General features: G+C 57.9%; 20 protein-coding genes. 15 read left to right on the top strand and 5 right to left on the bottom strand.

Going from position 1 to position 22,971, the window contains the following annotated elements:
• Window positions 1-72: 72 nt before the first annotated feature.
• A complete protein-coding gene (locus tag HAH_RS16625) occupies window positions 73-1,035 on the bottom strand; it encodes an NAD-dependent epimerase/dehydratase family protein (RefSeq protein WP_044952671.1) in 963 nt (320 codons plus the stop codon).
• 61 nt (window positions 1,036-1,096) lie between these two features.
• Window positions 1,097-2,800 carry a thiamine pyrophosphate-binding protein gene (locus tag HAH_RS16620; RefSeq protein ID WP_014030860.1) on the bottom strand — a complete coding sequence of 568 codons (1,704 nt, stop codon included), beginning with the start codon at window positions 2,798-2,800 and terminating at the stop codon, window positions 1,097-1,099.
• Between the two features lie 1,189 nt (window positions 2,801-3,989).
• Here HAH_RS16620 and HAH_RS16615 point away from each other — a divergent pair.
• The 10 genes from HAH_RS16615 (at window position 3,990) to lpdA (ending at window position 16,547) form a co-directional block, all read left to right on the top strand.
• On the top strand, window positions 3,990-5,195 hold the full coding sequence (locus HAH_RS16615) for an ABC transporter substrate-binding protein (protein WP_044952668.1): 1,206 nt from the start codon (window positions 3,990-3,992) through the stop codon (window positions 5,193-5,195).
• Between the two features lie 186 nt (window positions 5,196-5,381).
• Window positions 5,382-6,500, top strand: coding sequence for a pyridoxal phosphate-dependent aminotransferase (locus tag HAH_RS16610; protein WP_014030858.1), 1,119 nt, complete (start codon window positions 5,382-5,384; stop codon window positions 6,498-6,500).
• A gap of 332 nt (window positions 6,501-6,832) precedes the next feature.
• Window positions 6,833-7,930, top strand: a complete 1,098-nt coding sequence (locus HAH_RS16605; protein ID WP_014030857.1) for a branched-chain amino acid ABC transporter permease — start codon at window positions 6,833-6,835, stop codon at window positions 7,928-7,930.
• Window positions 7,927-9,234 carry a branched-chain amino acid ABC transporter permease gene (locus tag HAH_RS16600; protein WP_014030856.1) on the top strand — a complete coding sequence of 436 codons (1,308 nt, stop codon included), beginning with the start codon at window positions 7,927-7,929 and terminating at the stop codon, window positions 9,232-9,234. The genes HAH_RS16605 and HAH_RS16600 overlap by 4 nt, the downstream gene beginning before the upstream one ends.
• Entirely contained in the window at window positions 9,227-10,054 is an 828-nt protein-coding gene (locus HAH_RS16595; RefSeq protein ID WP_014030855.1) for an ABC transporter ATP-binding protein, read from the top strand. The genes HAH_RS16600 and HAH_RS16595 overlap by 8 nt, the downstream gene beginning before the upstream one ends.
• Window positions 10,051-10,755 (top strand): ABC transporter ATP-binding protein, encoded by a 705-nt coding sequence (locus HAH_RS16590; RefSeq protein ID WP_014030854.1) that lies wholly within the window; start codon window positions 10,051-10,053, stop codon window positions 10,753-10,755. Before HAH_RS16595 ends, HAH_RS16590 begins: the two co-directional genes overlap by 4 nt.
• Before the next feature lie 663 nt (window positions 10,756-11,418).
• Window positions 11,419-12,567, top strand: coding sequence for a pyruvate dehydrogenase (acetyl-transferring) E1 component subunit alpha (pdhA, locus tag HAH_RS16585; protein WP_044952590.1), 1,149 nt, complete (start codon window positions 11,419-11,421; stop codon window positions 12,565-12,567).
• Window positions 12,564-13,580 carry an alpha-ketoacid dehydrogenase subunit beta gene (locus tag HAH_RS16580; protein WP_014030852.1) on the top strand — a complete coding sequence of 339 codons (1,017 nt, stop codon included), beginning with the start codon at window positions 12,564-12,566 and terminating at the stop codon, window positions 13,578-13,580. The genes pdhA and HAH_RS16580 overlap by 4 nt, the downstream gene beginning before the upstream one ends.
• Before the next feature lies 1 nt (window position 13,581).
• Window positions 13,582-15,114, top strand: a complete 1,533-nt coding sequence (locus HAH_RS16575) for a dihydrolipoamide acetyltransferase family protein (RefSeq protein WP_014030851.1) — start codon at window positions 13,582-13,584, stop codon at window positions 15,112-15,114.
• On the top strand, window positions 15,114-16,547 hold the full coding sequence (lpdA, locus tag HAH_RS16570) for a dihydrolipoyl dehydrogenase (RefSeq protein WP_014030850.1): 1,434 nt from the start codon (window positions 15,114-15,116) through the stop codon (window positions 16,545-16,547). The genes HAH_RS16575 and lpdA overlap by 1 nt, the downstream gene beginning before the upstream one ends.
• A 724-nt stretch (window positions 16,548-17,271) precedes the next feature.
• On the opposite strand, the gene HAH_RS20570 is transcribed toward lpdA, so the two are convergent.
• The gene (locus HAH_RS20570; RefSeq protein WP_449404905.1) at window positions 17,272-17,373 is read right to left on the bottom strand and encodes a hypothetical protein; all 102 of its coding nucleotides are present in this window, start codon (window positions 17,371-17,373) and stop codon (window positions 17,272-17,274) included.
• 944 nt (window positions 17,374-18,317) lie between these two features.
• Between HAH_RS20570 and HAH_RS20565 the strand changes: the two genes are divergently transcribed.
• Window positions 18,318-18,653, top strand: a complete 336-nt coding sequence (locus HAH_RS20565; RefSeq protein ID WP_023842931.1) for a DUF7576 family protein — start codon at window positions 18,318-18,320, stop codon at window positions 18,651-18,653.
• 83 nt (window positions 18,654-18,736) lie between these two features.
• Here HAH_RS20565 and rdfA read toward each other — a convergent pair whose 3' ends face one another.
• Window positions 18,737-19,351, bottom strand: coding sequence for a rod-determining factor RdfA (rdfA, locus tag HAH_RS16555; RefSeq protein WP_014030847.1), 615 nt, complete (start codon window positions 19,349-19,351; stop codon window positions 18,737-18,739).
• A 128-nt stretch (window positions 19,352-19,479) separates the two neighbouring features.
• On the bottom strand, window positions 19,480-20,364 hold the full coding sequence (locus tag HAH_RS16550; protein WP_014030846.1) for a universal stress protein: 885 nt from the start codon (window positions 20,362-20,364) through the stop codon (window positions 19,480-19,482).
• A gap of 355 nt (window positions 20,365-20,719) precedes the next feature.
• Here HAH_RS16550 and HAH_RS19640 point away from each other — a divergent pair, with 355 nt between their 5' ends.
• The 4 genes from HAH_RS19640 to HAH_RS16530 all read left to right on the top strand — a co-directional run bounded on the left by HAH_RS19640 (window position 20,720) and on the right by HAH_RS16530 (window position 22,968).
• Entirely contained in the window at window positions 20,720-21,010 is a 291-nt protein-coding gene (locus HAH_RS19640; protein WP_008308452.1) for a DUF211 domain-containing protein, read from the top strand.
• A 6-nt stretch (window positions 21,011-21,016) separates the two neighbouring features.
• Window positions 21,017-21,598 (top strand): VIT1/CCC1 transporter family protein, encoded by a 582-nt coding sequence (locus HAH_RS16540; protein WP_014030845.1) that lies wholly within the window; start codon window positions 21,017-21,019, stop codon window positions 21,596-21,598.
• 73 nt (window positions 21,599-21,671) lie between these two features.
• A complete protein-coding gene (locus HAH_RS16535; RefSeq protein ID WP_008308456.1) occupies window positions 21,672-22,061 on the top strand; it encodes a DoxX family protein in 390 nt (129 codons plus the stop codon).
• 556 nt (window positions 22,062-22,617) lie between these two features.
• Window positions 22,618-22,968: a hypothetical protein gene (locus HAH_RS16530; RefSeq protein WP_023842930.1), complete on the top strand. Its 351-nt coding sequence runs from the start codon at window positions 22,618-22,620 to the stop codon at window positions 22,966-22,968.
• Window positions 22,969-22,971 lie beyond the last annotated feature (3 nt).

The following is a 22,971-nucleotide window of genomic DNA, read 5'->3' as shown; positions in this document are numbered from 1 at the left end:
ACTCCGGCCGATACGGGACAAACGCAAGCACCCACGGTACGCACGTCACACAGCGACGGCAGGACTGGTGTATCAGAGCGATTCGAGCTCGTTCTCTTCCCGGAGGGTGTTGATGTAGGACCGGAACCCGGATTCGAGGTCGTACTCGACCACGTAGCCGAGATCGTTCTGCGCAGCGGTCATATCGAGATTCTGGGTCCAGGGGAGTTCGCCCTCGTCGGAGACATCGAGGTCGGCGTCCGGAACGATTTCCCGGACAGCGTTGGCGGCTTCACGGATCGTCGCGAGGACGCCGCGGACGTTGTAGATGCGCTGGCTGAGATCGTCCTCGTCGACGAACGTTGCTTTCCGGAACGCCTGTGCGATATCGCGGGCGTGTTGCCAGTCGATCACCTGATCACCGTACTCGACGCTGAACGGTTCGCCGAGTGCCGGCTTCTCGATGATGTTTGCGAGGAACGCCGACCCACCGGTTTCGCGGTAGGGGCCGTACGCGACTGTCGGACGGAGTCCAACGTGGTCAACACCGTAGTCCTCGTGGTAGACACGGGCCTGATGTTCGTTGTACTCCTTGGTCGCGCCGTAGAGCGTGTCAGGATAGACGAGTTCGCTCTCGTCGACGTACTCGGCGGCGTAGTTGTGTGGCGGCGCGTACACCGCCGCGCTGGAGGCCCAGGTGACACGCTCGATCTGGTCGTCGAGGGTGCGTGCGGCCTCGAAGACGTTGTTCGTCCCCCTGATGTTGACATCGAGGCCAGCCCGCGGGTTGTCCCGTGCTGTGTTCGTCAGCAGTGCCGCGAGGTGAACGATGTGTGTCGTCCCCGTCTCTTTGACGGCACGAATCACATCCGTCGCCTCGGAGACATCACCGCGCCGGATGGTCACGTCGTCGGCGACACCCAACTTCGATAGGATGTGGTCGTCCGTCGAGAGGTCGTAGGCGACGACGTCGTGGCCGTGTTCGATGAGGTCCTCGACCACATACGAGCCGAGGAAGCCGGTTCCACCAGTGACAAGCACCGTCGTATCTGTCATTGTCATATCAGTGTGTGTTCCGTGGTTGATTTATATTCTTTGCTAACCCGTGTCTGGGACGTCATTCGTGCAGTCCGCCGACTTCTTTGTAGAACGACGACTGGAGGGACTCGACCATCTCTTCGTCACGGTCGATGCGAACGTCGATGACGAACGGGACATCGGCGCTGGTCCCTTCGGCGAGTGCATCCCCGAGTTCAGCAGGCGTCACGGCTCGTGTCGCTTCAGCGCCGAACGCCTCGGCCGCTTTCACGAAGTCGGTGTCGTGGAACTCGACGCCAGCGATGTCGCCCGCCTCGTGTTGCATCTGACGGACCATCCCCAGGCTGGTGTCGTTGAGGACGACGAACGTGGGCGCGACGCCGTTCTCGACGGCTGTCTCCACACTCGTCATCGTCATCGTGAAGCCACCGTCGCCGGCGACGGCGATGACATCTTTCTCCGTCGTGATGGCGGCGGACACCGCGGCTGGCGTTGCCCATCCCATCGCGCCGACGCCACCGCTGCCGTAGTAGGTCCCGGTGTCCGGTGTCTGGAGGTAGTTCAGCAACCAGAATCGGTTGTTGCCCGAGTCTGCGGTCACGATGGTCTCCGAATCAACCACTGTCTCTATCTCTTTGACCGCCCGCTGTGGCTTGATTGGCGACGCGTCCGACTCGCATCTGGGGGCGTAAAACGACTCCTGCGCCGCGGCCGCACGGTCGCGCGCCCAGTCGTTTCCAGCGCTCTCGGGGAGGTTTGCCGCCAGGTCGTCGAGGCTCTGTGCGGCGTCACCGATGAGTGCAACATCTGCGGGGTAGACCCAGCCAGCGTTGCGTGTGTCGATGTCAGCGTGGATGATTGTCTGCTCGTCGGGTCGGATGAACTCCGGGGACTGCCAGTTCGTGTCCATCGGGTTCATGCGACAACCCACGACGAGGAGGACGTCTGCCTCGCTGACGACCTGATTTGCGCCCTCGTGCCCGAAGGAGCCGATAACGCCCGCGGCCAGGTCGTGGGTTTCGGGGAACGTGGACTTGCCGAGATAGGAGGTAGTGACGACGGCATCAGTAGCCTCAGCGACAGTTTCGAGCTGGTCGTAGGCGTCGGCCGCGTGAACGCCGTTGCCGGCGATGATGACCGGTCGGTCGGCCTCGCTCAGGGCTGTTATCGCTGTCTGGACGTCCTCGCGGGCCGGTCGCGATTCCCAGTTTTGCACCTGATCGTGACCGTCCCAGACCGGCGGAATCGGGTCTTCGGGCATCTCCTCGGTGACGGCATCGCCGTCGAGGATTATTGCCGTTGGCCCCGGCCGGCCGGCAGTCGCGTGTTTGAACGCGAGCTGGAGGCTTCGCACCGTCTCCGTCGGTGAGCGCGGGAACCAGTTTTCCTTGGTGTAGGCGTCGAGTGCTGACGGCAGGTCCAGCCCGCCGTAGTCACCGCGAGCCTGCTGGTACGGCGCGAGTGTGGAATAGTCGCCACGCTCGCTGGCCTCGGTGATAACGACCATCGGTGACGAAGCGAGCTTGCCCTCCATCTGGCCGATTGCGCCGAGGCTGCCGATCCAGGGGCCTTGCCCCGCGAGGACCCCGGGGTTGCCGGTGAGTCGCCCGTGCATTTCGGCCATGACGCTGGCTTCGCGCTCATCGCGTGGTCGGACCATCTCGACGTCGGCCTCCGGGACGTGATCGAGAATCTCGATGGCACGACCGCCGGGATATCCGAAGACGTACTCGACGCCTTGCTCGTCCAGTTCTTCGACAAGGCGCTTTCCTGTTTCAGTCATGGGTAGTGAATTTGAGAGTCATTATCGCGTTACGTCCCACTGTGGGTAACTCCCAAGATATAGAGTTTGGGGTCAACGTTGCACCAATCCCGGTGAACGGACGTACTATTCGGGGCCCTGCGAAACTCGATGTCCTGCCGCGGTGTTCAAGTAATTCGACAAAGTCATAGTACCAGTTTCTAGCGGACTCGGTCCTTTGACCGCTCGGATTCCTTGTTATTGCTCCCGAAAACTGTTCTAATAGTTAGAACAGAGTAAATTCCAGTGCAGACTCCCTAGATTCATATACTGACTGAAAGGATAAATTAGGAAAATTGTCGGTAAAGACCTTCTAAGTTTGACTTCACCTACTGAGTAAGACACCTGAACCTTGGAGTATTGGATACTACGGTTGGCGGATTACAGCGTTACTGTTGTAACAGCGTTTGTCACACGATTTTCGCATAGTGTTACACTCATATAGATGTAACAGTACCCTGCTGTGCAGGCTCGGTTGTCATTGTCCTCATATCTTTGTTATTTACATCGACGAATAACCCTTCTTTGGAGCGGAACTATCGGTTCTTCAATGCTGTAGAGGCAGTAGCGGTTCTGGGGAGTCCGTAGCAGCTGGGGACTCATTCACCGAACTACATACCGAAGGTTCAGTGAGCGTGGCTGTGAGTCCGTTCGAATAATTCGAACCATTACGATCTACGATTGATTTATATACTAGAGTCCTCCGGATAGCTGCCTGTCCGAGCGGAGAGTGACGACTGATCGCCGAATTTGAGAGCCCATTCCGATACGAGAACCGGACTGCGCATTCGGTATGGCTAGTCCGGTGCTGGTGCTCGATTGGACGCTCAAACCAGCACTCTCGCATCGGCTACCCGTACCTATCTGGGCCAGAAGTGCGCTGTAACGGTTATAGGGCACGTCGAACGCCCTGTCGCCGACACCGTTCGTATGTTTCGAACGAGTATCGGTACTGGCGCGGTGCGCACACGACAGCGTTGACAATACAGGTACGTCTGTTGAGAGTCTTCTGCGTATCGCTGTGTTCGAGATCAGCTCGGATCGGACTCGTCCCTCTCAGGGCCCGTTTCGTCTCTGAGCAGAACCGCTTCGGTTCATAATAACGTTTATCACGAAAGATGGTGTCATGGGTAGTGTTGCGATGCACGATACAGTCAGCCGTCGAACTGTCATGAAGAGCATTGGTGCCGCAGGCGCTGTCGGACTTGCAGGCTGTTCGGCAGATGGTGGTGATGGTGGCAGCGAGAACACCATCAGCATGGGTATCCTAATGGGAGTCACAGGTGGTCTATCCGAAGTGGGTCCCGCGATTCGGGACGCAGCAGAACTAGCCGTAAAACAGGTCCGAGACGCGGACAACGGGTTCTCAGTCGATACGCAGTTTGAGAATACGGAGACCAAGCCCAGTCGGGGTGTGAGTGGTGCGGAAGCCCTCGTGAACGGTGGCTACCCGATGATTTGCGGGGGGTTGGCGTCATCGGTGACACTGCAGGTCGCGGAGAACGTCGCAATTCCGAACCAGACCGTGATGTGCTCACCATCGGCGACGTCGCCGGATGTCACGTCACTGGAGGATAACGACTTCGTGTACCGGACGCCCCCCACGGACAAGTTGCAGGGGTCACTGCTGGCACAGATAGCAGCCGAACGGCTCGAGAAGGAGAGCGCAGCTATCCTCTTTCTCAACAACGCGTACGGGAACGGCCTGTCGAACGGATTCACGAAGACGTTCGAGGAGGAGTACGGTGGTGAGGTCCTGAATCAGGTCTCGTACTCGGCGGGTCGGTCCTCGTACACCTCCCAGTTGCAGAACGTGCTTGACGGTGATCCGGAGACGCTCGTGATTATCGGCTATCCGGAGAGTGGGAACAAGATCTTCCGGAACTTCTACGGGAACTTCGACAGAGCGGACATGGATATCCTGGTGCCGGACGGACTCAGGGCCGATGACTTGCCCGGGAATGTGGGCCACGACATGACAAACGTTCGCGGGACCAATCCGTCCTCGGCCGGACCGGGGATCGAGTACTTCAGATCTGCATACGAGGAGGAGTACGGCTCTGCACCGGGACCGTTCAATCAGCAGTCGTTCGATGCTGCGGCGGTTCTGCTGCTGGCACGCGCGGCAGCCGGTGAAGATGATGGGACTGCAATCCGAGACCAAATGCGGGCGGTCACAGATCCCGGCGGCGAAACAGTCGGACCCGAAAACCTTGGAGAGGGTGTTTCGCTGGCGGCCGACGGGAACGAAATCAATTACCAGGGCGTCTCGGGCCCGGTTGAGTTCGACGAGAACGGGGACCTGGCCAGCGCCGTGTACAACTACTTCAGGTACACGGAGGACGGCACAGAGAATATCGAGCAGGTGGAGGTGTAACCGAAATACCGCTGGGCTTTCTCCTCTGACTACAATTTCCCCTCAGTACGACAGTCTAGGTGGGTTTTGTACCATTGCCGTGGCTCAGATAGAACATGTTCATCATACTGTCTGGCAAGGTTGGGGGAACGGCACCTGTCGTACAACCGAAAGACTATAATCAAATACCGTTATACTCATGAACTGATGTCTCAGTACGCAGCACGCGTCGAAGAGATGGATATCAGCGGCATCCGAGAAGTCTTCGAGGCGGCAGGCGAAGACGCAATAAACCTGGGTCTCGGTCAGCCTGATTTCCCAACGCCAGAACACGCCCGGGAGGCAGCGACGAGTGCGATTCAGAATGGGATGGGCGACTCATACACGTCCAACAAGGGCATTCCAGAACTCAGAGAAGCCATCAGTGAACGCTACGCCACCGACAACGGACAGGACATACCGCCCGAAAACATCATCGCCACTGCCGGCGCAAGCGAGGCGATTCACGTCGCCATAGAAGCCCACGTCCAGCCAGGTGACGAAGTGCTCTGCCCCGACCCCGGGTTTCTGGCCTACGAACAACTGGTGTTACTCGCCGGCGGCGAACCAAAGCGGGTCGAACTCCGGGACGATCTGACCCTTGACCCCGCTGCTGTCGAGAATGCCATCACGGACAACACGTCACTGTTTATCGTTAACAGTCCTGCGAACCCGACCGGTGCGGTGCAATCGAAGCGGGATATGGCGGAGTTCGCGCGGCTAGCGGATGAGCACGAAGTCATTTGCCTCTCCGATGAGGTCTACGAGAAGATCGTCTTCGACGGTGAACACCACTCACCGGCGGAGTTCGCCAGCTCCGATAGGGTAATTCAGGCCAGCGCGTGCTCGAAAACGTACTCGATGACAGGGTGGCGGCTCGGGTGGGTGGCGGCCAGTTCAGAGCGAATCGAACGGATGTTACGGGTGCACCAGTACGTGCAAGCGTGTGCCAGCGCTCCATCGCAGTACGCTGCCGAAGCGGCGCTTACCGGCCCACAGGAACCGGTGCGAGAGATGGTGTCGGCCTTCGAGGAGCGTCGAAACGTGCTTCTCGATGGGTTGGAGGATATCGGCCTCGACACGCCAGTACCGAAGGGAGCGTTCTACGCGATGCCTCACGTCCCGGACGGGTGGACCCAGAAGATGCTGGACAACGACGTCATCGTGGTTCCGGGCGAGGCGTTCGGGCCGAGCGGCGAGGGACAGGCGCGAATCTCGTATGCCACGAGCACAGCTGAACTGAAAGAGGCGCTGGAAGTGATGGGAACGGTCACGGATTCTCTGTAGCGCGCCAGCAGGGACTCGCGACTGACTGAGCCTTCCGACAATCGGTTTCATATTTCTCGTCGTGGACATAGATACATATGCGCTTCAAGCGAGCACTGCCGAAGTCGGGAGCGTATGCGCCCGCCGTTGTGTACTGACTACTGGTATCAACGCTGAACCCTGGTATCAACGCCTGCGGTTGCAAAGCCCGCCTGACTTAGTTACATGTCTGATATATGTTGTACATTATCGTGTGTGTCACTAGCATGAAATGGGCGTATATTTTCGGTTCCCTGTGATTCTATGACGATTTTACATCAAGATTTTTAACACTGGGTACAGAGCACGATAATATGGCGGCACGAGACTACTACAGCCGTGGACAGAATCTACTATACAACCGCCCAGTACTCGTTATATTCGCCGTTATCGGCGTGTTTCTCGTATTCGACATCCTTCGACAGTTAGGCACTGGAACAATCGTCGTCACAGACCTCATGAGTTATCTCTGGAACGGACTGGTGCTTGGGATGTCGCTTGGACTGGCCGGTGTCGGCCTCTCGATGACGTACAGTATCCTCAATTTCGCGAACTTTGCCCACGGTGACTTGATTACGAGCGGTGCGTTCGCCGGATGGGCGACGGCGTTTCTGATTGCGGGCCTGGGGGAATTCTCTGTCGAAGCGCTCGTCCTCATCGGCGGCCCGATCGCAGTCGGTTCGAATGAGCTTGGAATAAACGTCGTCAATACCCCACTGGCGCTTCTGGCTGGATTGCTCGTCGCCGCGGCCCTCACAGCCGCCCTCTCGCTTTTGCTGGATCGAATCGTATTCAAACCGATGCGCAGTGCCGATGGCGTGACGCTGATGATCGCCAGTGTCGGTGTCGCACTGTTCCTTCGTAATTTCCTCACCTTTTCGTTCCTGACTGACAGTCGCGGGCTGACAGGCGGCAATATCCCCCAATTTACCATCGCGGGCGTCACGTTCGGTGGGCACCAGATTACGCTGGTCGTCGTTGCCGCACTCCTGATGCTCGGCACTCACATTCTGCTCCAGTACACCAAGATCGGCACGGCCATGCGTGCGATGGCTGCGAACAAAGACCTCGCAAAAGTCACGGGCATCCCAACGGAACGCGTCGTCAAGCTCACATGGATTATCGGCGGCGGGCTTACTGGGTGTGCAGGCTTTCTTATCGCGTTACAGCAGGGAACGCTCACAGTTACAATGGGGTGGGACCTGCTGTTACTGGTGTTCGCAGCGGTCATTCTCGGCGGTGTCGGATCGATCTACGGCGCAATGGTCGGTGGGGTCATCCTCGGCATCGCGAGTCGACTCGCGCTCGTCTGGATTCCAGCCAGCTTCCTCTTGGTTGCGGCATTCGTCATTATGATCGTCATGCTGCTCGTGCGCCCGTCGGGTCTGTTCAGTGGGAGGACGACGGCATGAGTACGGGTTCCATTCAGGCGCGGGCTGAGGGCTGGCTTGGCAACAATGACGTGCGCCTGCTTGTCGCGCTTGCTCTCGCGATCGGGGGACTGTACGCGCTTTTCAGTGTCGTCCTCGGGTTCCAGCTGAACGGTACCGTCAACACGCTCCGTCGTGTCGCGTTCCTCTCAGCTATCTATGCCATGTTAGCGCTCGCACTGAACCTCCAGTGGGGGTACGCGGGCCTGTTCAATCTCGGTGCGGCCGGGTTCATGGCGATCGGTGTGTACACGATGGGGATACTGACCGCCCCAGTGACGGCCAGTCCGCCCGGCTTCGGGCTGCCGCTCCCGGTCGCCATTGTGGCTGCTATCCTCGTGACTGGGGTCGTCGGCGGCCTCGCAGCGTTGCCGGCGATCCGGCTTCGTGCCGACTATCTTGCCATCGTAACCGTCGCGTTCTCGGAGATCGTTCGCCTCACACTCCGTGCCCCGGAGTTCGCGAACACTCGCATTGCCGGCGTCGCATTCGGGACTGGCGGTGCGACGGGCCTGTCCCTGCCACCGAATCCGATCCGGATTCTCTTTTACACAGACCCGGCCGCAACAGCCCCAGCGCCCAATGCGCTGGGTGCGGCGATGTTCAGCGCCGTGGAACCACTGGGAATCGAGCAGACGCTGGTCATCGGCTGGGCGTACGTGGTCGTGCTGTGTCTCTGTCTCGGCCTCCTGTACTGGCTGATGATCCGTATCGGGAAGTCACCCTTCGGCCGGGTCCTCAAGAGCATCCGCGAGGACCAGCAGGTCACGCAGGCACTGGGGAAAGACACGCGCCTGTTCAAAATAAAGACCTTCGCGCTTGGCTGTGCGCTCATGGGCCTGATTGCCATCCTTTGGCGGCTCTCCGGAGGCTATGCATCGCCACGGATGTTCAAGCCGATACAGACGTTCTATATTTTCATTGCCCTGTTTATCGGTGGGACTGGCTCACCGACGGGAAGTATCGTTGGCGGTGCCCTGTTCGCGAGTCTGCTCTTCGAGGGACCCTCGTTCGTCCGCCGGGTCGTGGCAGAGTACCTCCAGCTCAGCAACGCCCCCGACACGCTTGTCGGTGCGCTTGCCGAGCTGGGGACCCTTGATATCACGCCCCTGCTGGCCTATTCCGTGCAGGACGTGAGCATCTCCGCGCTCCGGCTCATGCTGTTAGGTATCGTCCTGGTGTATCTCATGCAACGGCATCCGGACGGGCTGCTTGGCCATCGAAAAGCAATCGCATCGAGCGTTGACCTCTCACAACAGGCGACTCGCGAGGACGACAATGAGTAAGAACGCACACTCAGCACGGAGCGACCAGACCCAAAAGGGACAGCAAGAGCAGATACTCAAAGTGGAGAACCTACGAAAGACGTTTGGCGGTATTACCGCTGTCGCCGACGTCTCTTTCCACGTCGAAAAGGGGTCGATCACCGGCCTGATTGGCCCGAATGGGGCTGGCAAGTCGACGACGTTCGACCTGATTACCGGTGTGCAACGGCCGGACGGGGGCGAAGTCGAGTTCAACGACACGGAGATAACGGGGTACCGGTCGGATCAGGTCGCAAACCAGGGCCTCGTCCGGACCTTTCAGATCGCACGGGAGCTATCGGAGATGACTGTGCTGGAAAACCTGCTGCTGGCACCACAGAACCAGGCCGGCGAAGCAGTCTGGCGAGCGGTCCTCCCGCGAGCCAGAACGAAGGTCGTCGAACAGGAAAAAGAGCTCCGGGAACAGGCCTGGGAGATGCTCGAACTGTTCGAGATCGAGCACGTCGCGCACGAATCCGCCGGCAATCTCTCAGGGGGCCAACGAAAGCTTCTGGAGATGGCGCGCGTGCTCATGACCGACCCCGAGATGGTGCTGCTGGACGAACCGCTTGCGGGAGTCAATCCGACACTCGAGGAGAAACTCATCGACCGGTTGCACACGCTCAAAGAGCGTGGCTACACTTTCCTCTTCGTCGAACACGACATGGACGTTATCATGAACAACTGCGATACGGTCATCGTTATGCACCAGGGGAGCGTTCTCACCGAGGGGCAACCGGACGCGGTGAAAAACAATGAGAAAGTGCTTGACGCCTACCTCGGAGAAGAGGTGAAAATATGAGTTTGCTGTCAGTACAGCAACTGGACGCCGGCTACGGTGACCTGCAGATCCTCACAGACGTCGATATGGAAGTCGGACAGGGTGAGTACATCACCATCGTCGGCCCGAACGGCGCAGGTAAGTCCACTGTGATGAAGTCAGTGTTCGGACTGACGACGTACATGGGGGGCGAGATCGTATTCAATGATAGGGACATCGCTGGCGAACAGCCGGAAGATATCATCTCGTATGGGTTGAGTTTCGTCCCCCAGAGCAACAACGTGTTCGAGCCGCTGACGGTCACGGAGAACCTCAAGATGGGTGCATACACGCTGGACCAGTTTCCCGAAGAGCGGCTACAGGCGGTTTACGACCGGTTCCCGATACTGGAAACGCGGTCAGAACAGAAGGCGGGTACACTTTCAGGCGGCCAACAGCAGATGCTTGCGATGGGCCGTGCGCTCATGCTCGACCCTGATCTGCTACTCCTTGACGAGCCCAGTGCAGGCCTCGCACCGGACCTCGTCGACGAGATGTTTGACCGCATCGACGAGATCAACGACGCCGGAACCGCCGTCCTCCTCGTCGAGCAAAACGCCAAAGAGGCATTGCGGCGGTGCGACCGCGGCTACGTCCTTGTGCAGGGACAGAATCGACACGAAGACAGTGGTGAGGCACTTCTCAACGACCAGCAGGTGCGCGAGGACTTCCTCGGCGGGTAGCTCCTGTCCCCCAGCACTGGCTTGGTGACTGGATGCTGCCACGGGGTAGCATCGACGCGAGATACTGCACGGGCGCTAGCGTCTTTGACGGGGCCGATTATCAACCAACAGAGTGCCACACTGCAGCCCCGAATCCAGTGAAGTTACAGATATTTGAATATATTTAGTTCTTAGCAACAGTTCGTTATATCGGTTCGTCGGTATTAGCGCGTAGTTGGTGTTTGTATCACTATTATCACACGATATGACACATGGAACTAATATTCAACTATACTTTACTTGCTGCTTCCACGCTCCTTTGCACTAACAGTCGTTGCCGTTCACATCGGACCAACTACTGTGGCGTGTGAACGAGTGTCGCACAAACAATAAGTATCTACCATGTCAGTCTCCACATATGCATCCGGGCTTGAACCCTATCGCCTGCCCTGCAGGTCAGCTGTCCCGGCAGTTAATGGATTGGGCACTGCCCTCTTCCACAGCTACATTTTTCACATTTTCGACATTTAAACTGGCGTAGACTGCCAGCGCACAGGTGGTCCCTGTGCCCGGTGGAAAACGCCAGCCTTGAACACGCTCGGGGAGCCGTACTCAGCGGCTGTTCGGGTTATCAGGGTCTGTTGAGGGAGCGTCTGTCGAATACAAAAAACATCATCGAAAACAATGAACATGAAAAACGAAGCAGGAAGCAAGGACGTGCCAGCGGCCGTCAGAGAAGACTCGGATCTAGTCCAGGTACTGGATGCTGAAGGAAATGTCTTACCACAGGCGTCTGTTCCGGACATTTCAGACAGGCAGTTACTTGAGTTGTATGAGACAATCAAGTTCGCTCGTCACTTCGACCAGCGGGCGATCAGCTTCCAGCGACAGGGGCGGCTAGCGACATACGCACCAATGACGGGACAAGAAGGGTCACAGGTCGCCACGAGCCTGGCACTTGCCGAGCAGGACTGGTTGTTCCCGACCTACAGGGAGCACGCGGCGAAGTACGCCCACGGGATGGACCTTGCATCCCTTTTCGAGCCACTGAGAGGCTATCGAGAGGGATACGCGATCCCCGACGACGTCAACGTGATGCCGGAGTATATTCCGATTGCGACCCAGGTTCCACAGGCCATGGGAATGGCGTGGGGACACAAGCTACAGGGAAAGACCGATACGGCCGTCCTGTGTCACCTCGGTGACGGTGCGACCTCCGAAGGCGACTTCCACGAAGGACTGAACTTCGCTGGGGTGTTCGACGTCCCCGCTGTGTTCGTCTGTAACAACAATCAGTGGGCGATTTCGGTCCCCCGCGAGCGACAGACCGCGAGCGAAACCATCGCTGAAAAGGCACAGGCATACGGTATCGACGGCGTTCGAGTCGACGGGCTGGACCCGCTGGCGGTCTACAAAGTCGCCAGTGCGGCACTGGAGAAAGCCCGGAATCCGGGTCCCGGAGAGCTACGCCCAACGCTTATCGAGTCCGTCCAGTATCGCTTCGGTGCGCATACCACTGCGGACGACCCGTCCGTTTACAGAGACGAATCGGAAGAAGAGGCCTGGCGCGACCGCGACCCCGTGGACCGCATTGAAACGTACCTGTACAACGAGGGCATCCTCGATTCCGACCTTGAGAGTGAGATCCAGGACAGTATCGAACAAGAAGTCAGCGAGGCGATAGAAACGGCGGAGCAGACAGAGACGAGTCCGGACAACATCGTCGAGCATGTGTACGAGGACGTTCCAGCGCGGCTCGAAGAACAGCGGGACGAACTGAACCGGCTGCGCGAGAAGTATGACGACGGCGCGTTCTCGGAGGTGCTGGAATGAGTTCGACAGCCAGTACGCAGACGGGGCAAAACGCACAGCGTCTCACCCTCGTGGAGGCGATACAGGACGGACTGTACACGGAAATGTCGCAAGACGACAGCGTCGTCGTTCTGGGCGAAGACGTCGGGAAGAACGGCGGTGTTTTCAGAGCAACCGACCAGCTATACGAGGAGTTCGGCGAAGACCGCGTCATCGACACGCCACTGGCAGAAGCCGGAATCATCGGGGCTTCGATTGGACTCGCCCAGACCGGCATGAAGCCTGTTCCCGAGATGCAGTTCATGGGCTTCATGTACCCCGCGTTCGACCAGATCGTCAGTCACGCTGCGCGCCTCCGGAGCCGTAGCCAGGGGCAGTACTCGGTGCCGATGGTGATACGGGCCCCATACGGCGGTGGGATTCGCGCCCCAGAACACCACTCCGAGTCAAAGGAAGCGTTCTTCGTGCACGAGCCCGGCCTCAAGGTCGTCTCACCGAGCACACCCTACGATGCGAAGGGGCTCCTGGCGGCGTCCATCCACGACCCGGACCCAGTCATCTTCCTGGAGCCGAAGTTGATCTACCGCGCCTTCCGTGAAGATGTCCCGACGAAACCGTATGAAGTGTCGCTGAGTGAGGCTGCTGTCCGGCGGGAGGGAAGCGATATTTCAGTCTATACGTGGGGAGCAATGACCCGGCCCGCCCTGATCGCCGCGGAGAACCTCAGCCAGTCACATGGCATCGAGGTCGAGGTCATCGACCTGCGGACCCTGTCACCCCTCGATGTAGCGACGATTACGGACTCGTTCAAAAAGACCGGCAGAGCCGCGATTGTACACGAAGCACCGAAGACCGGCGGACTGGGGGCGGAAATCGCAACGACGATTCAGGAAGAAGCGCTCGTTCATCAGGAAGCGCCAATCAAACGAATCGCCGGCTTCGATGCCCCCATGCCGCTCCATTCGCTGGAGGATTACTATCTGCCACAGGCGGTCCGTATCCAGGACGGCATCCGCGAAACAGTCGATTTCTAACATGGTCCGTGAATTCGAACTCCCTGATGTCGGTGAAGGCGTCGCCGAGGGCGAACTGCTTCGCTGGCGGGTTGCGCCGGGCGACGCAGTTTCGGAAGACCAGCCAGTAGCGGAAGTCGAGACCGACAAAGCCGTCGTCGACGTCCCGTCCCCCGTCGACGGTGTTGTCGAAGAACTCCGTGCCGCGGAAGGTGAGACAGTCCCAGTCGGTGACGTGATTATCGTCTTCCGGGTCGAAGGGGAAGACGAACCGGACGGAACTGAAACGCCTGCAGACGACGCCACTGCGGACAGCGGGCACCAAACCGACGACGAAGCACCAACACAGCCAGCCGAAGAGACGCAGTCAGAACCAGCGGTGACACAGCACGTCCAAGTCGCCGCTTCGCCGTCTGTGCGGCGTCTCGCCCGTGAACTGGGCGTCGATATCTCCAGCATTGCGGACTCGTCTCCGGGGCGTATAACGGAGTCGGATGTCCGCGCGTACGCGAACACGGACTCTCACTCCTCGACGCAGGCGCAGTCAAACCAGCGGACCGCCGCCGCGAAGCAACAAAAACAGCAAGCAACTTCGACGCAGTCTGTCAGCCCAGTTCAGGCGAGAAAAACGGCAGACCGGGAGACGACGGTGGCCGTCCCGAAAACCAGACACGTCGCAGCGGAGGAAGGGGTCGATCTCGACAATATCCCAACTGATGAACGAAAGGACGGAGAACCCTTTGTCACGCTCGAAGCGGTCCGAGAGTACGCAGAGGCCCAACAGCAGGCACAGAAAAAGGATCAAGAAGCGGTAGCCGAGAGGGCAGCGGCTGACGAGCCGGCGCGCCCGGAGTCTCGGACGCCGTACAACGGGATCAGGCAGACGATCGGAGCCGCGATGACGGAGTCGAAATATACGGCCCCGCACGTCACTCATCAGGACGAGGTCGACGTGACTGCGCTGGTCGACGCTCGTTCGACCCTCAGACAGGAGGCCGAGGAGCACGATATACGACTGACGTACATGCCGTTCGTGATGAAAGCGTGTGCCGCGGCCCTGCAAGAGAACCCACAGGTAAACATCTCCCTCGACGAAGCAAACGAAGAAATCGTCGAAAAGGAGTATTACAACATCGGTGTCGCAACGGCGACTGATGCCGGGTTGCTGGTTCCCGTTGTCGAGGATGTTGATGCGAAAGGCCTGCTCGAAGTCGCATCGGAAACTAACGAAAAAACCCAGAGAGCGAGAGAACGGAGTCTGTCGCCGGAGGAGATGCGTGGCGGGACGTTCACTATCTCGAACATCGGCGGGATCGGCGGAGAGTACGGAACACCGATCATCAATCAGCCGGAAAGCGCAATCCTGGCACTGGGAGAGATCAAAAAGAAGCCACGGGTTGTCGAAGCCGATGGTGAAGAGACGATAGAACCCCGTCATGTGATGACACTATCGCTGTCGTTCGACCACCGAGTACTCGACGGCGCAGACGCCGCACGGTTCACGAACTCCATACAGAAGTACCTGCGAAATCCAAACCTGCTACTACTAGAATAATGGTCGTCGGAGATGTCACTACCTCGACTGACGTACTGGTTATTGGCGCGGGCCCCGGCGGATACGTCGCCGCAATCCGCGCTGCACAGCTTGGTCTCGATGTCACTCTCGTCGAAAAAGGGGCGTACGGGGGAGCCTGTCTCAACCGTGGCTGTATCCCCTCTAAAGCGCTGCTAAACGGTTCAGACCTGGCATCGGAGGCGGGCCAGGCGGAGGAACTGGGGATTTACGCGGACCCAACAGTTGCGCTCGACGAGATGATGAGCTGGAAAGACGGCATCGTCGACCAACTAACGAGCGGTATCGAGCAGCTGTGTACGGCAGCCGGCGTGAATCTGCTGAAAGGGACTGCCGAATTTGCTGCTGAGAACAAGATCAGAATCGTCCATCAGGGAGAGGGGCAGGGCTCTGAATCGCTGAAATTCGACCACTGCATCATCGCAACGGGGTCCCGGCCGATCGAAATTCCGGGATTCGACTTCGATGACGAGCCCATCGTCTCCTCTGCTGGCGCTCTGAACTTCGAAACGGTACCCGCCGAACTCGTCATCGTCGGAGCCGGATACATCGGCATGGAGCTAGCGACAGTCTACAGCCGACTCGGGAGCGACGTCTCGGTAATTGAGACCCTTGAGCAGGCACTTCCCGGCTATCAGGAAGACGTTGCCTCGATAGTCCGACAGCGAGCAGCACGTCTCGGCGTCGACTTCCACTTCGGGTACACGGCGGACAGTTGGGCAGAGTCGGACGGTGAGGCCGTCCTGACTGCTGTCCCCGCCGACGAGGCGGCGCACGATAGCGATATCGAACTCACTGCTGACAAAATACTTGTTGCCGTGGGTAGACGCCCGGTGACTGACACGCTCGGTATCGAAGCTGCCGGCGTCGAAACCGATGCTCAGGGGTTCATTCCAACGGATAGCAGATGCCGGACGAACAAGGAGCACATTTTCGCGGTCGGCGACGTTGCGGGTGAGCCGATGCTGGCACACAAGGGCTCGAAAGAAGGGGAAGTCGCAGCGGAAGTAATCGCTGGCGAGCCCGCCGCAGTCGATTATCGGGCACTCCCGGCTGCGGTGTTCACCGATCCGGAAATCGGAACCGTCGGGCTGACGGAGCACGAAGCTGCGAACGAGGGTATTACTCCAGTTACAGGTGAGTTCCAGTTCCAGGCGTCTGGACGGGCACTAACAGCGAACCGGACAGAGGGCTTTGTCCGAATTGTCGCCGCAAAAGAAACCGAACGTGTGATCGGTGCACAGATCGTCGGTCCGGAGGCATCCGAGTTGATTGCAGAAATCGCAGCCATGATCGAGATGGGTGCAAAGCTTCAGGACATCGGCTCCACCGTCCATACCCATCCAACATTAAGTGAAGCGGTAATGGAAGCCGCACAGAATGCGAGAGGGAAAGCAATACACAGACAAAACTGACTGGTCAATATTGACGCCTTAGAACCCAGATCTACGACCAAAACCGTTCAATCTATACCCATTTGTGGCCTATCCGATGCTGTTTACTGAAACGAAACGACAACTCGGGAACAGAACCCACCCTGAGTGACCGCTACGTTCTTTTGTGGGTACAGGCCGAAGCTATAGTAGCCATTGAAAATCAATGCACACCTGATCGAACGACGGCAGTGTGGTCAGTGTGTACATCGTTGCAATTGTTACTGTAGTCTCCAGCGTCGGACACCAGATACGTTCCAGATTCAGTCGTTCGCGACTGTTTGGCTTGCGGCGCCGTCACTGGCACTCAGCTTGCTCTCCTCTTCTTCGGGTCTCGGTACGTCTGTTGGAAGGTTTTCGTACAGAATTCCTTTGCTCGCGTTGTAGCATGTCATGCGATGTCATGGCTGATGGAAACATATAAAACCGTCCCTTATTCTGTACCGCCGAATATTAACATTTCGAGAATATTTATATATCGACCAATTTTCCAGAACGAGATTATAGAGTATTTGTTTGGATTCGGTGTCGATACGGATATATACGACCTGTTTTTTGCGCTGAAAGTTCAGCTACTGTCTCGTATGCCATCACTTCCTGTCATCTGTCTTTTTCTATGTTGTCGGATACAATCCAAAAATCTTGGATTATATACTATCTCGTTGTAGACCTAATATTTGTTCTGATCGCAATCCAAACAGGTATGTTAGATATCTGGGTATTGTGATGTCATGCATTCCTCTTCACAGAAGAAATGCTCCGTTATCTCTCCGTCCGGATCACGTATCGTAACCGCGCTGAACTTCATCTGTTCGCTGATCACTTGTCCACAGTAATCACAGCGGTAGTTCGGTGACCCATCGACCAAGACTCGAGTTGATTTGTTTTGGATATTCAGTTCGGCAGCGGCCGTGTTGCCGCTGGCTTCCATAGCGCACCGAGCAGTTGCTAGTGACTGCTCCGCCTCAGTTTGTCCATTCATCGTTTGTATCGATTCGTTGTTGACAGGGGTCGGACTCGTTCCGTCGACTGTTACACATTACTCTGGATCGCTCTTGTCGCTTTACCACCGTTTTCCGCCTATGCCGGGTTACTGCCCGGACTGGGGTGGGCTACGTGGGGTATCGGAGAGAAAGTGTAAAAAACGTATAACCGGACGTTACAGCCGCTAATTGGCTCGCTTTCCGGGGCGGTTCTACCGTTTTGGTACCCGGTTCCATACCTCCCAGTACGGAACTTCCGTATTTAATCATTTGGTTAGTCCCTATTAGCTTCGTCACTGAGATAGGGCGCTCACAAACTCGAAGCAAGCTATAGTAGCCATTGAGCATCAATGCATACCTGGTCGCCCGACAGCAGTGCGATCAGTGTGTACATCGTTTCAATTGTTACTATAGATGTCTTGGAGTGATGGCTGCTGCAGGCCACGGCTACGTTGTGCAGTCTCGCTGGACTCACAGGTTTGGGCCAGTTATTTTCGTTGGGTGTGAACGCCACTCACGGAACTATTAAGTGTACATCCATTAAAGATAAGGACATGAATCCGGGCGCTGACTGTACGGCTTGGCAGGCAAGCCCGCTGTCCCGGCACTTGATCGGTGCAGACCCCATCACATCCGGTTTTGCGTTTTTTACATTTTTCAAATTTTAAACTGACGTAGACCACCACAGTGCGGGTAAACGCCGGCACACAGGTGGAAAACGTCGGTCCTGGCTGGTTCCCAAACACCAGCCGACGGTTTTCGGGTCGCGATGACCCATCTCACGAAGCGCTGCGACACCAACTACAAACCCATAATCAGCGACATCATGAACGCACAAAACACGCAGGAGTACCGTAGCCAACAATCAGCAGACATCGCAAACGCGGACCGAGCGCGGAGTGCAGCCCCCGAAAGCGTTGAGAGCCAATCTATCAGGGTCGTAATTAGCTCGATTGAAACGCGACACTGCGATCACTGCGGCGCATCAATTGACGACAACGTCCGGTATCGTAATGTCACGACCAGAGATAGTGCTGGCAACGTCTCGGAATACGCGTTCTGCGGTGTCGACTGTAAGACCGCTCGGTTCCCGAGGCTCGGCTGACCGCCGGCTGGCGTGGCGCATTGTCGGTTTACAGGACCACTGACTGGGATTTTGGCTTCGTTTCGATAATACGGTCCGAGTCCTCACGCGGATTGACAGTCGCAGCCACCCTGTTCCAGAAACGCCACAATATCGTAGCTATGGCCGCAGTCCTCACACAGCACCTGCACCTCGTTGATGACGTTGAAATCGCCTGCCGAGATGGCGTCGTTCTTTTCGAGGCTCTCGATAGTCTGCCTCGTTACAGCGGTGGTTCGGCCCCGAAGCCGCTGTATTGAGTCGATGGCGTTTTCTTTCCGTTCTGCAGGCGTCCGCTCGGGTCGGGCCGCCCCACGGTCGTTCTTGAGATAGCGATACACCGTCTGGTGGGAGACAAAGTCGTCCATCACCGATTCGATATCGACCCCGCTCTGTTCGAGACGGGAGCGTATGAGCGGGGCGTCCGCGTCATCTTCGCGAAGTGATTGATAGACCTGCTGGATGTCGCCACTCAATGTCGGTGCGTCGCTCCCCTCGATGGCGGACTCGAGCACCGACTGATTGAAGTAGTCCGCGAGGTCTCGGGTACTTTCTTCCTCCCCGTCGGCGCCGACCCACCGATCTTCGAGTTCTGCACCCATCCCGACAAGATCGTATTTTCGAATTACGGCATCCACCTTGTTCGTTCCCCCTCCGGACTGTGAGTCGTCTGCGGTCATGATCCGATTTACCTGAACGCCATAGTTACTAAACACTCCCGCATACCGGGAGGTTTGGCGAGGTCCCTCACGCGGAGAGCTTTATCAGGCCCGTGCTCTGGTATGTGTCGGCCGATTCACGGGCTGAGCTACTCATTTGATTCGGATTCAGGCTCGCGAACCCACGCCACCGGAACTGGGGACTGCCGGACAATTTTGGCGCTGACACCACCCATGACGTACCTGCTGAAGTCAGTCTGTCCGTGGGTCCCCATGATCGCGAGATCGACCTCGTTCTCGTCGATGTAGTCGCAAATCACCTTCGAGGGGGTCCCGTGTTCGATGACGCTGGTGACCGAGTTGAGCGACGTCTCCTCGACTTTCTCGGTCGCTTCGGCCAGAATCTCATTTGCCCGCTCAGTCAACTCCCCTTCTTTCAGGACGGAGCGTGCATCCGGTCCGAGACCGCCGGTCTCGACAACGTGAAGCAGGTGGAGCGTTGCTCCCGTCGCCTTCGCGACATCGATCCCCTCTGCCACTGCGAGTGCTGCGCCACGGCTTCCATCCGTCGGGACGAGGACGTGCTTGGGTGGATACACGAGTGGTCGGCCTTCGGCAGGGTTGACCGCAACGACGGGAACCGCTGCCGTATTGATGACGCGTTCGGTGACGCTTCCGAGCAGGATTCGCTTGAGCCCGCGCCGTCCGTGCGTCGGCATAACGATGCAATCGATGTCGGACTGTTTGCTGTAGTCGACTATCGTCTTGTGCGGGTCACCCTGGAGGACCGCAGAGACGACAGGAACGCCTTCATCTTTCGCATCCTGTGTGGCTTCCGCCACGATGCGCTCCCCTTCTGTTTCGAGAACGTCGATGACCTCTCCACGAATCGTGGTGACGCTGTCTCGGCCGGTGTCGGCGACGTTGATAACATGAATCGTCGCCTCGTGTTCGACTGCGATCTGTATTGCGTACTCACGGACCGATTCTGCGGCGTCACTTCCGTCGGTTGGGAACAGGATAGTGTCGTACATAGTGGCGTGCTGGAATGTGGATCAGCTATCTGGGTCGCGGGGAGCGCGTCGGGTTGTCCGTAGGCGGGTCCCTATCTTCGCACTCCCTGATTGTGGCTTCTGCGTCCTCGCGCACTCTGTGCCGTTGCCTACGCATCAAAGCACTCGCGCCGGTATGGTTTCAGAGACATTGTATTCGGAGGCTGTGTGGCGGACTACGCAGTGACGTCTAATAATATCTCGCCCACCGGAGCGCTCTCCAGCCATCTGTGGCTGGGACACACAGGGGATTGCTCTACGCCCCCACCAGGGCTGGCGCGTCGACAGGACGGTGCTGACACACATTTTTAAGCCAATCCCCCCACCGTATTGAGATATGGCAGCAGTCCGGCGCCTCGTTATCGATGTACTGAAACCCCACGATCCGCCCCTGCTGATGTTCACCGATCAGCTGGCCGAAATTGAGTGCGTCGAGGGCGTCACTTCGTCTCTGATCGAACTAGATCAGGAAGTGCAAAACGTCAAGCTCACCTTCGAAGGCGAAGAGCTGGACTTCGAGGCAATCGAAGAAACGATCGAAAACCTCGGCGGGTCAGTCCACTCTGTGGACCAGGTTGCCTGCGGTGACAGCGTCGTGACGGACCGACGGACGTTACAGGATGCCTGACGCGCCGTGACGTCCATTCGACAACTCCTCAGGCGTCTTCTCGGGAAGGAGGACGTCCTCGCAATCTCGCGCCGGTACTTCATCTCGAACGGCTTCGACGGGACGCTGACGTGCATCGGCATCATCGTCGGCGCTGTCCTTTCGGGAGTTTCAGATGGCTCCACTGTCATCAAAATCGGACTGGGCGCGGCAGTCGGTCTCGGGACGTCTGCGGTCTGGAGCGTCTGGGAAATCGAACGTGCCGAAACCCGGGCCGAAATCAGACGTACCGAGCGAGCGATGCTCAAAGACCTCGACGATACCCGCGTTCAACGCGACCAGAGCGGTGCCCGCTTCGTACACGCCATGATGAGCGGCCTGGGGCCACTCATCGGGGTTCTGATTCCACTGACACCGTTCGTTGTCGCGGGGACCGTTGTCACAATGGTAGAAGCCGCACTCATCTCGGTCGGCCTGGGTATCGGTGTGTTGGGTGCGTTCGGCGCTTACATGGGCTCGATTTCGGGTCAGCGGTGGTACGTTGCCGCAGCGCGGATGGGACTCGCCGGCTTGGTCGTCGCAATTCTTAATCTCTTTCTTCCGGGGTGAGAGGCCGAGACTCCGTTCTCACTGGAGGACAAATCCCAACTTGCTTTCCACTGGTCCCCATACACGGTAGTAGATGCGTGTTGGCTTGCGACAGTTCAAACGGCCGTTGTGCTACGTGATGGCGCTCCTGTATGTCGTCGCGGGAGGATTGCATTTCGTCGTGCCGGAACTATACGTCCAGATCGTGCCACCGGTCTTGCCGGCGGCACTTGCGCTGGTGTATCTGTCCGGCGTCGCGGAAATCGCTGTCGGGCTCGGCCTGTTGGTGCCCCGGACGCGTTCGTACGCCGCGTGGGCGACGATCGCATTGCTCGTCGCGATCTTTCCCGCGAACGTCTATATGGCTGTCTCCATGGTCACTATCGAGGGGACGGGTGGCGGCGATCCCTCTGTGTTGGTCCGCTGGGCACGGTTGCCGCTGCAGGGCGTGTTGATCCTCTGGGCGTACTGGTACACTGACTGAGCGTGGCGAAAGCCCCGAGTGACCGGGCTGAATCGGTCGTATTTCATCGTCTGTGACGGATTTGATCGACGCCGTCGTCGCCGGTTGTGGGACGAAGCTGTCGGCGTGGACGTGACCGGTAGCGCCGCTGGGTCGCAGCGATCGAATCGGTCGATGCCACTGTTGTCCCTACGAATATCGCCATATAGTGTGAGACGCCGAGGACTGCCCAACAAGGACTAGAGGGCCGCTCACCGCCATCATCAGAACCGTCCCGAAAGCCAGAACAACCGCGGGCGACCGCCATTTTTCAGCGGATATCCGCCTGGCAGACGCAACGCGACGCCCGTGTCCACGACGGCGGAGTCGTCCGTGAAGGGGACACACGGCACAGATGCCATCTGGCTTCTTGCGCTTCCAAGATTCCGGGGAGCTGCTTTGCCAGATTAGACATGAACAGGTACCGATTGGGAACCAGTATATAACTACACTACATGTGAGAGCACATTAATGACATCGCGATGCACTGTCAATCCATAAGACATATTCGTAACTGTAGCATAGGTACAATGTCGACATGCCCTCCAGTAGTCGTAAACTTCTGTCGACGAACAGTGAACAGTGGCGTCTGGCGAACGAAGACCTCCACATCAGAAACACCACCGATACCAAACATGATGTCCGCATAGAAATATACGACAGCGAGGTGTGCTGTCATAGAGCCCACTATCAGCTCTTGTCGGGCCAGTCCGGCTGTTCAGTCAACTTGCTACAGGCTGGCTGCTACAGGGTTAAAGCCGTTCTCGATAGACAACACGAATCAGTCGCTGCCGTGACAGTCTCCGACGAACCTGAACGGACTATCTTCGTCCACATTCAGAACGACGGGATCACCATCAAGGAAGGAGTGACGCCCTCACGCCCCTGAACC

The sequence above is a fragment of the Haloarcula hispanica ATCC 33960 genome (assembly GCF_000223905.1).
GTDB lineage: Archaea > Halobacteriota > Halobacteria > Halobacteriales > Haloarculaceae > Haloarcula > Haloarcula hispanica.
The sequence above is the reverse complement of the archived record's forward strand: the minus strand, read 5'-3'. Positions and strand labels throughout refer to the sequence as shown.